The organism is Pseudoclavibacter sp. CFCC 13796 (genome assembly GCF_008831185.1).
In the GTDB taxonomy this organism is placed as follows: domain Bacteria; phylum Actinomycetota; class Actinomycetes; order Actinomycetales; family Microbacteriaceae; genus Pseudoclavibacter_A.
In genome coordinates this window covers 306,453-317,887 of sequence record NZ_WBKD01000002.1, presented here as the reverse complement: position 1 = coordinate 317,887, position 11,435 = coordinate 306,453, and the positions used below count along the sequence as shown (strand labels likewise).

8 protein-coding genes are annotated in these 11,435 nt (G+C 63.6%); 7 read left to right on the top strand and 1 reads right to left on the bottom strand.

Features of this window, described 5'->3' with window-relative positions:
- Positions 1-47: 47 nt before the first annotated feature.
- Positions 48-377: a helix-turn-helix transcriptional regulator gene (locus F8O07_RS10865; RefSeq protein WP_192496764.1), complete on the bottom strand. Its 330-nt coding sequence runs from the start codon at positions 375-377 to the stop codon at positions 48-50.
- A 659-nt stretch (positions 378-1,036) separates the two neighbouring features.
- Between F8O07_RS10865 and F8O07_RS10330 the strand changes: the two genes are divergently transcribed.
- From F8O07_RS10330 to F8O07_RS10300, 7 genes are all read left to right on the top strand, one after another.
- Positions 1,037-2,029: an iron-siderophore ABC transporter substrate-binding protein gene (locus F8O07_RS10330; RefSeq protein WP_158032103.1), complete on the top strand. Its 993-nt coding sequence runs from the start codon at positions 1,037-1,039 to the stop codon at positions 2,027-2,029.
- Positions 2,029-4,413 carry a hypothetical protein gene (locus F8O07_RS10325; RefSeq protein WP_158032102.1) on the top strand — a complete coding sequence of 795 codons (2,385 nt, stop codon included), beginning with the start codon at positions 2,029-2,031 and terminating at the stop codon, positions 4,411-4,413. The genes F8O07_RS10330 and F8O07_RS10325 overlap by 1 nt, the downstream gene beginning before the upstream one ends.
- On the top strand, positions 4,410-5,261 hold the full coding sequence (locus tag F8O07_RS10320) for a hypothetical protein (RefSeq protein WP_158032101.1): 852 nt from the start codon (positions 4,410-4,412) through the stop codon (positions 5,259-5,261). Before F8O07_RS10325 ends, F8O07_RS10320 begins: the two co-directional genes overlap by 4 nt.
- 218 nt (positions 5,262-5,479) lie before the next feature.
- Positions 5,480-7,846 carry a YncE family protein gene (locus tag F8O07_RS10315; RefSeq protein WP_158032100.1) on the top strand — a complete coding sequence of 789 codons (2,367 nt, stop codon included), beginning with the start codon at positions 5,480-5,482 and terminating at the stop codon, positions 7,844-7,846.
- 57 nt (positions 7,847-7,903) lie between these two features.
- Positions 7,904-9,022 carry a FecCD family ABC transporter permease gene (locus F8O07_RS10310; protein WP_158032099.1) on the top strand — a complete coding sequence of 373 codons (1,119 nt, stop codon included), beginning with the start codon at positions 7,904-7,906 and terminating at the stop codon, positions 9,020-9,022.
- Positions 9,019-10,215, top strand: a complete 1,197-nt coding sequence (locus tag F8O07_RS10305; protein WP_225733285.1) for a FecCD family ABC transporter permease — start codon at positions 9,019-9,021, stop codon at positions 10,213-10,215. Before F8O07_RS10310 ends, F8O07_RS10305 begins: the two co-directional genes overlap by 4 nt.
- Entirely contained in the window at positions 10,212-11,126 is a 915-nt protein-coding gene (locus F8O07_RS10300; RefSeq protein WP_158032098.1) for an ABC transporter ATP-binding protein, read from the top strand. The genes F8O07_RS10305 and F8O07_RS10300 overlap by 4 nt, the downstream gene beginning before the upstream one ends.
- Positions 11,127-11,435: the final 309 nt, after the last annotated feature.

The window sequence follows — 11,435 nt, the reverse complement described above, 5'->3', positions numbered from 1 at the left end:
AGGTGTTCTCATCTTCGGCCCCACACTTTCTGTTTGGGAGGCGTCCGTTATTCGGGCTGCTCGTCGAAGGCGTATCCGTATGCTGCCGGAGGGGCCCCGAACGTTCTGCGGAATGCTGCGAGAAAACTGGTCGTCGACCTGTACCCGCATTGCAGCGCCACGTCTGTGAGTGAGACGTTCTGGTCGAGGAGTTTCAAGGCCAGGCGCATCCGCACCCGCAGAGTGTACTGTGCGACAGTGCAGCCGGATTCGGCTCGGAATCGGCGGAGCAGCGTGCGGGTGCTGGTGCCGCTATCTGCGGCCCACTGAGTCAATGAGGGCGGGGATGCCGGCTGCCTTTCGATGGCGATCGCCAGCTCGCGTGCGGTCGCGTTCACTGGCTGCGTGACTGATACCTGCGGTCGTCCGACCCTCCGTAGTGCATCAACTACAGGCTGCACGTCAAGCTGAGCGCCTCGAAGCCGGCCAGAAATGTACGTGAGAATGCTGGTCCGCAGATCCACGTCCACAGGAACGACTCTCGGCAGCTCTGGCAGGGACTGAGCGCCGTGCGCTACGGTCGGCACCGCGACTCGAAAGAGAGGGCTGTGCCGCGCTGGTTCGACGCGAAAACTCGTTGACGCCGGAACCCAGACGGCCTGTGTTGGTCCGGCAGGCCATCGCTCGGCATTGACGACGACCTCCAGCTCGCCCGTAGGCGGCCAGAACAACGAGTGCGCATGGGCTTGCACCTAATCAGGCTCCCGAACTGTCGGCGTCATCACCAGGCCGATGTGTAAGGAAGTACACACTGAGGTCGGATGATTCAAAAAATGTCTCTTTAGCATAGTCATTCTGTCGGATCAGAATCTACGGGGCCCTGGCCTTGGGAGCATCTTTCAGAACGGTTTGACTAGACCGGCATGTGTCTCTGCCTATAGGGCGGTGGTAGCCGTCAGGTGAGTGCCTGACAGGCTGAAGAATTGGAGGTCACAGTCTCGTGTCATCACGCCGTGAAGGTTCTGCAACTGCCCGACGCCGCAGAGGTGCAGCTCGAATGATCGGTCTCTTCGCCGCGCTTGCTGTCTCTTTGGGGCTCGCGGGCTGCGGTGTCGTCTCAGGCGGCAGCTCCGACAGCACCGCTGATGCACAAGGAAACCGCACCATCACAGACTCAACCGGCGCGGAGGTGACGATTCCGGCCTCCCCGAAGAAGGTCGTCACCCTGAGCGAGCCGACACTTGACGGTGCGCTCGCCTTAGATGTGACACCAGCGGGAACGACCTCAGGCCGCGGGCAGAAGACAGCGCCGGGATACCTTGGAGACCGCGCTGCGAGCATTCCGATCGTCAGCGATGTCGCGAACCCCAACTTCGAAGAGATCGGCAAACTCAAGCCCGATCTGATTCTCACCGATGGCACGAGCATCAACGACGATGCACAGATTCAGCAGCTCAAGGCGATCGCCCCCGTGGTGATCGCAGGCGAGGCCGGTGGCTCTTGGCGAGACAACTTCGGCATCGTGGCCGATGCGCTAAACAAAGCCGACGACGGTAAGAAGGTCGTTCAGAACTACGACGACCACGTCCAGCAGGTCAAATCAGGTCTCGGCACCTACCAGGACAAGACGTTCTCCATCGTCCGCTGGCAGGGCAACACGGCATCCCTGATCTTGAAAGAGCTCCTGCCCGGGCAGGCTCTCGAAGACCTCGGCCTCAAGCGTCCCGAGAACCAGGACCGAGCTGGTGCCGGTCACTCCGAGCCGGTCTCACTCGAGAACCTGAGCGAGATCGACGCTGACTACATGTTCTTCGGCACGCTTGGCGGCTCATCCGTCGGCAACGCGGATGCCGGCGGTGCGACCGACGAGCAGGGCGCGAAGGATGCGCTGCGTCAGGCCGTAGCCGTGCCCGGGTTCACCGATCTCAACGTCTACAAACAGCAGCATGTCTTTCTGGTCGACGGGTCCCGGTGGACATCGACCGGCGGTCCGATCCTGATGGACTCGCTGATCACTGATGTGCAGCAGAAACTCGACGGAGCTCAGTGATGCAGAAGAGAGTCAAAGATACGAGACACGACGTGAGCGTGCTCGACCGATCATTCACCGCCGTTCGCAACCTCACCGCATTCGCCGCAGCTGGCCTGTTGGCGCTTGGTGCGCTCGGCGCAATGCCGGCTTCGGCTGCGACGGGAGCGTCAGGAGAGACTGACGGTGGGAGCGTGCAAATCCTTGGCAGCGGATCTCCAGCGGAATCGCTGCAGACCATTCGAGCAGTGTCCGATAGCGCTGCAGCGCAGGATGATCGCTGCGAGGATCTGACAACGCAGGGCACCCCGAGACCAAACGGACAGGACCAGGGCTCTATCGCGGTTTCCAACTGTCGCAAGGTCAGCCCGGGCGATGCGATCACTGTGACCGGTCAGGGAATGGCTCAGCGCCCTGAAGGAACGGGGCAACTCACCTTCAAGATCGACGACGTCAATGATGATGATCACACGCGTTTGGCTGCTGAACAGCCGAACGGCAAAATCGATCAGGGTGGTGTGACAGTCACCGATGCCCGATACCTGCCCAATGCGAACGGTGACATGTCCGTTGAGCTCAGGCTCAGCCCGAGTCTCTCAGATGGTGTGCACTGGGTGCGCGTCTTGGGCGGTTCCGGTGACGGTGGCGAGGGAGTCAGCCAGTACGCGAAGTTCCTGGTCGGGCCCAAACCCGACACGTCCAGCCCCTCCGTCGCGCCCGAACCTGGGAGTACCATCACCAGCGGCTACAGTGCGACGTTTGAGCTCAGCGGATTCACGAAATCTGCAGGGCAGACGGCCGCCCTCGTCCTCCAAGAAGACAGGCCCAACGGGCAGTCTTGGCCGCTGACCGCAGCAGACGTCGCGAAGACGGTGCTCTCGTCAGATGGCGCTGCAACCGTCGCTGTGACAATTCCCAAGGGGCTGGCCTCGGGCAGCTATCTTCTGACAGCCAAGACAGATGCTGAAGAATCCACCTCAGCTGTCTTCGATCTTGAAAAGGCTCAAGCGCCGGTCATCGCAGGACGGATGAAATCGGTGCCAACACCGTTGAACGATACACAGCCGTTTAGCGTCATCCTCAACGCTGACGCTTCTCCGATACCGACCGTGACTTGGGAGCGCTCGACCGATTCAGGGTCAACCTGGACGGTCGTGCGCGCGCCGAGTCAGGGCCGGGGGGAACTGTCGTTTAAACCAGATCTCACCATGACTGCCGAGCAGGACGGCGATCTGTATCGCATGACTGCGACGAACGGGGAAGGATCAGCGACGAACACTGCCACGCGGACGCTGATGGCCGACAGCAACAGCAGCGGAGGGCTGGGTGGGGTTCGGTCTGAGGGGTGGAACTGCCAGACAGTGAAGGTCGAAGGCGACCCGGGTGCTCGCTTCTGCATCGTGAACTCCGCGAACCGTATGGGCACTCTCCACCTCGAAGGTACCGGCTGGACGACGTCGAATGGAAAGCTGGGGTCGTGTATCGCAGTGAAGTTCGGCACGAATCCGGATGCCAATGGTGATGTTCTTGCCGCAAATCCTGCTTCGACTGACGCTCAGAACATCTGTCATGGTGGTGGCACGACATCCAACATCTTCGGATACTACGCAGCAGATAACAATGGCAACTGGATTGCTGATGTGCCGATTCCGACGCGTGCCAACGCAACGACCCTAGCCCAGTCAGGCTCTGAATGGGAACCGGGCACAGAACATTCGGTGACGCTTCTGACCGGTAGTGCGCGAACGGGCGACAAGCCTCGGAGTCTGCGCCTGAAATTCGGCATCGAGACTCACACAGATGTGGCCTCGAGCGGAGCGGACGCAGGCTCCTCGGACAACATCGTCGTCGTGCCGTCAGGGAGCACCGGCAACAGCAACCTCACGCTGAAGGCGTCAGGCAACAGCCTCGTGAGCATCGGCGAAGCCGCGGCGGGGCAGCGCCCGTTGATCACCCCGGCGGCTCCGGTGCTGGCCGAAGACGACCTGACCGATCTCAACCGTGGCGACGTCGAAGTCGAACAGGACGGCACGGTTCTGACGACCACGTTCAACAGTCTCGAACCGGGTGACTGGGTGTATCTGCACGCATGGCCCGGCCCGCAGGGAGTGGACTGGCTGCAGCTCGACGCTGAGAAGAAGGTGCGGTTCGACATCGTCGATCTTGAGCCGGGAGACCACAAGTTCAGCTTCGTCGGTCAGCAGGGAGAACTCGTCGGCTGGGTCGACGGCAACCTGCCAGGAGAGAGCAGCCGCAAGAGCTTCGAGAACACAAAGCCGGTTGCCGGGCTGGTCACCCCCACGAACTGGAACGGCCCGCTGCTGATCGCAGCCTTCGGAACGTTGGCCCTGGGGCTTGCGGCGACCACGATTCTCGGCATCGCACGCAGCAGGAGGTCGGCATGAGGCACAACAGCGATGAGACCCAAACGAACCATGACCCGGCACGCAGCTGGGTGCGCATCGGCCGACGGATGCTGGCTGCGGCGGCCGCGACGCTTGCATTGACCTTCGGCGCCTCTTCGATTGCATCCGCTCTGCCTCCGGCGGGGGCGAGCCCAGACAGTCCGGGTACGAGTTCTACGGTCAGCTCTCGCTCGGTGAGCGCTGGGGAGCCTCTCTCATTCACTGTGACCGGGTTCCCCGCGAACCGTCAGATCAGTGTCAAGATCGCTGACGGCCAATACTGCGGCCAGGGTGTTCGCTATGGGTCGTGCGTCGTGACCCGCGTGCAGAGTGACGCCAGCGGGCGGGCCAGCGGAACGATCGTGATCCCGAATGATCTCACCGCTGGCTCTTATTGGCTGCGTTTTCTGACAGACACACCTGCGACCTCCAACCGTGGAAACAGCGAGTTCAAAGTCGTTCCCAAGAGCGCTTCGTCGGCACAGGGAGGAAGCGCCACGGTCGAAGGCGGCGGGTCGGCCATGACCCAGCAGGTCGAACAGCAGAAGACCGTCGGCGACGGGGCCGTATTGATGGTGCCGGCTCCAGACCCGGCTCAGGCCGCCAAATCGGTGACCGACGACGAGCTGCCGATCGCGGGCGGGGCCTCCAACGGCGGAAGCAGCAGCGTGGATTCCTCGGCTGCTGCAGACAGCAGTGAGGCGGCACAGTCGGCAGATCACACGGCATTCTCCAAGCCCGGCTTTCCGTGGGCTGGCACGGTCGTCTTCGCCGTGACGCTGCTGCTGGTCGCAGCGGGAGTCATCGCGGTTCTCGTCTGGCCGGTGAGGTCGAAACGGCCTGAATGAGAGCAGTGGGGGGCTCACCGTCTATAGCGGACCGTACGGCCCAACAGACACGTGGTTCACGTCGAGAGCGTCAAGCTTGTGGAGAGCTCTGTCTGTGCACATATCGCAACCCATCTGCAACGCGAATTTCGCTCTGGCGCAGTCAGGGCTCGAGGCGTAGAGTCTCATCGTTCAGCAGCTGATAATTAGGCTGCACTAACTCATAGAAGTCAGGAATGATGTCAAAGAACACTACGCAGAACCGAACCGTTCGACGAAGTGCCGCGATCACCGGCGCAGGGGCGCTTCTCGCTCTCACCTTGACGGCCGGAGGCGGGCTGATCGCCAATGCCGCTCCCGTGAGCGGAGCATCCTTCGGCCCGGCGGCTGCCGCTGCAGAAGTCGCGGCCACGCCACAGATCACGCTCGACAAGACCAGCGTGGGTCTTGACGGCGCGACCATTCACGTCACTGGCACAGGGGTCGCTCCAGACCCAGAAGGCAACCCTCGTCAGTGGTTCGCCGTCAAACTGCTCACCGGCGGAACGGGCGTCGTGCTGCCGAACCAGGAAGCCGGCACATGGGATGCCAGTGGCTTCCTCAAGATCTCGGACGCGAAGTACCTGCCCGATGCCAACGGGAACTTCGCATTTGACCTGGTCGTTCCATCGCTGAAAGCCGGCAGCTACACCGTGCAGATCCTCGGCGGCAACGGCGGTGGGTCTTCGATGAATCCGAAGGCGACCTTCACCGCCGAGCCGCAGGCGGCAGAGGCCACAATGTACCTTGACGAGGTTCTGGTTGCAGACAACAAGGTCAGCGTTTGGGTCTTCGGCAAGAAGCTGCCGAAGGATTCGAAGCTTACAGCGCAGTTGGACGGCAAGAAGGTTCCCGGTACATGGATGCTCAACAGCAAACCCACCGACGTGATCGGCCCGGACAACGATGCCGGCGACTTCAACCATCGTGTGCTGCTCGACGCCGGGGCGGCTCTGGCAGGCTCAGAGCATGTGCTCACCATCACGAACTCGCTCGATAACAGCACGTACGACATCCCCTTCACCGCTGTGCCGTCCACGGTAGACAGCTCATTCAACACGCCGAGTCAGGGTGCTCAGGGCGATATCACCTTTGGCAACCTGCCTCAGGGGGCGAAGGTGACCGGAATCGGGCCCGACGGCGCAAACTGGCTGGGCACTGACCAGGCTGCTGTCGCAGGCGCCGACAATCGTGCGAAGATCTCGTTCACGATTCCTGCGGATGCTCCTGTGGGTCAGGACATCAGGGTCGCGTATCGGGTGGGCGAGAAGAACCTGAGTGTCGACCTTGGGCAGAAGGTCACGCCCAACAACGCCGAGATCAACGCAGACAAATTCACTGTCACGCATGCGACTGGACCGCAGGGACTGTACCAGTTGGTGGACGACAAGAAGACCGGCAGCCTGTTCGCCACGTTCACACAGTGGGGCAAACAGACCGGCGTCGCCAAGATCGATCCGAAGACGCTCGCAGTGCTGCAGACCGGCCCGGCTGCAAAGACCGCAGAGGGTGCGGACATCCAGGTCTTCGGCATCGGCATCGACAACTCAGCGCGGAAGGTCGTCGCCAGTGCGACCAGCGGTAATGGCATCGTCGTCTACGACGCTGATGACCTGACGAAGGCGCCGGTCTACGTTCAGGGAGGTCCAGAGCTCAAGCATGCTCGAGACGTCGCTGTGGACGAGACAAGTCACAAAGCGTATGTGGGGTCGTCACTGTCGAACACGATCGGGGTCTTCGACCTCAATGAGAACAAATATGTCGACACGATCGCTCTCGGAACCGAGGAGGAACCGTTCACTGGGGTTATGAGCTTCGACTTCGACGAGGCGACCGGTGATCTCTACACGACCTCGCTCTCAGGCGGTCGTGCAGCGAAGGTTGAGACCCGCAACGGCAACAAGGCGACCTACTACCAACTCGGAGAGCTATCCAGTGCGTCAGGCACCGCCTTCGACCCGGTCAAGAAGCAGCTGTTCATCGCGGCTCAGGGCAACAGCGACGTCACCGTCGTCGACACGGTCAGCGGCAAGGTCGTCAAGAGCATTCCGACTGGTGGCGGCGCACTCAATCTCTTCTTCGATCCGGTGCATCGCTTCGTCTACTCGGCCAACCGCACCGGTGGCACCGTGAGCGTCATCGATGCCGACTCGTTGGAGCGTGTCGGCAACCTCGATGCGGGACAGTACCCCAACGATGTGACCGTCACTCCTGACGGCGTCGCGTACGCGGTCAACAAGGCAGACGAGAACAACCAGATCTTCCGCATCGATCCGACCGGCTTCCCCGTGAAGAAGGACGACGACAAGGAACACGACAACGGAGCGGGCACAGGCGACAATGACACGAAGCCTGAGGCCAAGACACCCGCTGATGACACGAACCACGCTGACCTCAATCAGGTCGGCAACGCTGGTGACAACAGCAACGCCGCGCAGGCGAACGGCAGCGAGGGCAAACTGGCTCGCACCGGTCTCGATGAGGGGCTCCTCATCGCAGGTGGCGCAGCAGTCATCGCTGCAGGGGCCATCCTGGTCGCTCAGCGTCGCCTTCGCCGGCATGGCTGAGAGTATGTCTGCTGACTGGTCAGATGTTTGCACGGCTTGGCAAGGTAACATCCAACCATGACCCAAGTCGCACCCACATCGAGTGCCCGCGTCCCCGGCGCGGGCACTCCCGGGTCTGGCTCCCCGTCGAAGCAGAGCGCGACGACTGATCACAGACCAGGCCCCAAAGAGATCCATCGCCCAGGCGCCGTCAGAGTCGCCGCCCTGGTGGGTGTGCTCGTCGCCTTGGCGCTCACCGTGCTGCTGAGCCTCTCACTCGGGTCGAAAGACATTCCGCTTGGCGAGACCTGGCGTCTGCTGCTCGCCCCAGACGGCAGCCAGAACTCGGTCGTGCTGCAGGAGCTGCGCATTCCGCGCACTGCGATGGGTCTCATCGTCGGCGTCGCACTCGGCGTGGCCGGAGCCCTCATGCAGTCACTCACGCGCAACCCGCTCGCCGACCCCGGCATCCTCGGTGTCAATGCGGGCGCCTCGTTCGCCGTCGTCCTCGCCGTCGCGCTCACCGGTATCAGCGGCATCAGCTTCTACCTGTGGTTCGCCTTCGCCGGCGCCGCCGTCGCGTCGGCCGCGGTCTACGCGCTGGGTGCCAGCGGGCGCTCGTCTGCGACCCCGGTGCGCCTCGCTCTGGCCGGCGTCGCGATCAGCGCGGCCCTGCAGGCACTCACCGAGGCCGTCATCCTCGGCAACCAGGTGGCCTTCAACGAGTTTCGCTTCTGGGTCGCCGGGTCGTTGGAAGGCCGCGGCTGGGATGTGCTCGTGCTCGTGTTGCCGTTCATCGTCGTCGGGCTGATCATCGCGCTGCTGCTGTCGCCCTCGCTCAACGCCCTCGCTCTCGGCGACGACACCGGCAAGGCGCTCGGCGTGCGGGTCACGAGCACCCGTGTGTTCACCATGATCGCCGTCACCCTGCTTGCCGGAGCGGCCACGGCCGCCGTCGGCCCGATCGGCTTCGTCGGTCTCGCCGTGCCGTTTCTCGCACGCTGGCTGGTGGGCACCGATCAGCGCTGGGTCACCGCATTCAGTGCGATGCTCGGGCCCGTCTGGCTGCTTGCGGCGGATGTCGTCTCGCGTCTGCTGGTTCGGCCCGATGAAGTGCAGGTCGGCATCATCGCCTCACTGATCGGCGCCCCGATCTTCGTGCTCATCGTGCGCAGAAAGAAGATCGCAGCCCTATGAGCCAGACACCCGTGAAACCCTCCGATCGCGGCCCCCAGCCGAAGGTGCCCAGCCAGGCGAAGACGCGCAGTCAGCGTGACATGGCATCCGCCGCACACCTGTCGATGATCACGCCCACACGCGAACAGGAGCAGCAGGTCAGGGCCAGCCTGCGCCAGGCGCACTCGCACTGGAGCCTCGGCCCGTTCACGCTGCGCTTCGAACGCCGAGGCGCGATCGTCTATCTGATTCTGGTCATCGCGATTCTGGCCGTCGGCACCGTCAGCGTGCTGTTCGGCGACTACGACATCTCGGTCGGCGACGTGTTCGGCGCGATCTTCGGCACGCAGCGGTTCGATGACCCGCTGGTGCCCTACTTCGTGAACCAGGTGCGCCTGCCGCGCGTGGTCAGCGGCATTCTGGTCGGCATGGCGCTCGGCACCTCGGGCGCGATCTTCCAAGTGCTCAGCGGCAACCCGCTCGGTTCGCCCGACATCATCGGGTTCACCCGCGGTTCGGCCACCGGCGCGATTCTGGCGATCATGTTCTTCGGCGGCTCGACCCCGATCGTGGCGGCCGGAGCGATCGGCGGCGGCCTGATCACGGCAGCCATCGTGTACGGGCTCTCGTGGCGCGGCGGAGTCGCCGGCTACCGCCTCGTGCTGGTGGGAATCGGTGTGGGCGCGGTGCTTGCCGCGATCAATTCGCTGCTCATCGTGAAGGCCGATCTCGCCGCAGCCCAGAAGGCCCAGCAGTGGATGGCCGGGTCGCTGAATGCTTCGCTGTGGCCGCAGTCCGGCATGATCGCGGTCGCGCTCGTGCTGCTGCTGCCTGCGGCGTGGAGCCAGTTTCGTGCGATGACGCTGATGCCGCTGGGCGACCCGCTTGCGATCGGGCTCGGCGTGCGGGTCGAGCGCTCGCGTCTGGTGATGGTCGTCGTCGGTGTGGCGCTGATGGCCGTGGCCGTCGCGGCCGCCGGCCCGATCTCGTTCGTAGCGCTCGCCGCGCCGCACCTTGTGCGGCGCATCACTCGCACGCCCGGTGTCGGGCTGATCGGCGCAGGGCTCATGGGCGCGTTCTTGGTGCTGGTGTCAGACCTGATCGCCCGGCGCATCTTCGCGCCGAACGAGTTGGCGGTCGGCGTGGTCACGGGATCTCTCGGCGGCATCTATCTGATCATCCTGCTGGCCATGGAATGGAGGAAACGCGCATGAGTGCATCCACCGAACACGCAGCTTCCCAAACGGGCGTGACCACAGCAGCACAGGCGGGCTCGACCCCAGCGGCGCAGGCGAGTGGAGCATCCGCCGCAACGTCGCGGCTGCGCACCGAGAGGCTCGTCACCGGATACGGCAATGCCAAGACCGGGCGCGAGATTCTGCATGAGGTTTCCGTCGAGATTCCCGAGGGGGAGCTCACGGTCATCGTCGGGCCGAACGCGTGCGGCAAGTCGACGCTGCTGAAGTCGATGGCGCGGATGCTGCCGCCGCGCACCGGATCGGTGTGGCTCGACGAGCAGCAGATCACGGACTATGCGCCGAAGGAGGTCGCCCGACGGCTCGGGCTGCTGCCGCAGAACCCGAATGCGCCGGAGGGCATCATCGTGTCTGATCTGGTGGCGCGGGGGCGGTTTCCGCATCAGAACCTGCTGAAGCAGTGGACGCCTGCCGACGAGCGCGCCGTCATCGAGGCGATGGCCGCGGCGAACGTGTCTGACCTGGCCGACCGCACGATCGACCAGCTCTCGGGCGGCCAGCGGCAGCGGGTGTGGATCGCGATGGCGCTGGCGCAGCAGACGCCGCTGCTGCTGCTCGACGAGCCGACCACGTACCTGGACATCGCGCACCAGGTCGAGGTGCTGAACCTGGCTCGGCGGCTGCACCGCAGCGGTCGCACGGTCGTGGCGGTGCTGCACGAGCTGAACCTGGCGTTCCGGTACGCGACGCATCTGATCGTGATGAAGGGCGGCATCGTGGTGACGCACGGGGCGCCCCAAGAGATCGTGACGTCGGAGCTGATCGAAGAGGTGTTCGGGCTGCCCAACGCGATCATCGAAGACCCGATCAGCGGTACGCCCCTTGTGGTGCCGCGCATCGAGGAGTTTGACGAGCCGGCAGGGGAGTAGGCGCGGCTGGGTCACTGCCGAAGAACTGGCTGAGGGCTTCTGCTGATCGGGTCATGGGGAATGCTGGTCCTTTCCGATCGAGACATGGGTTTTGTCGCTCCAGACGATCGAGACATGGGATTTGTCGCTCCAGACGATCGAGACATGCCAAGTTCCATGTCTGGATGCTCGGGGCCGACATTTGGGGCGGCTGGGCAGCTGGACTCTGGATGGTGGGACGGCGGACGTGGGACATTTGGGGCGGCTGGACGCTGTGGTGCGGCTATGAGACGGACGGACGCTTTGCGCTGGGAGGCACCCGAGCATCCG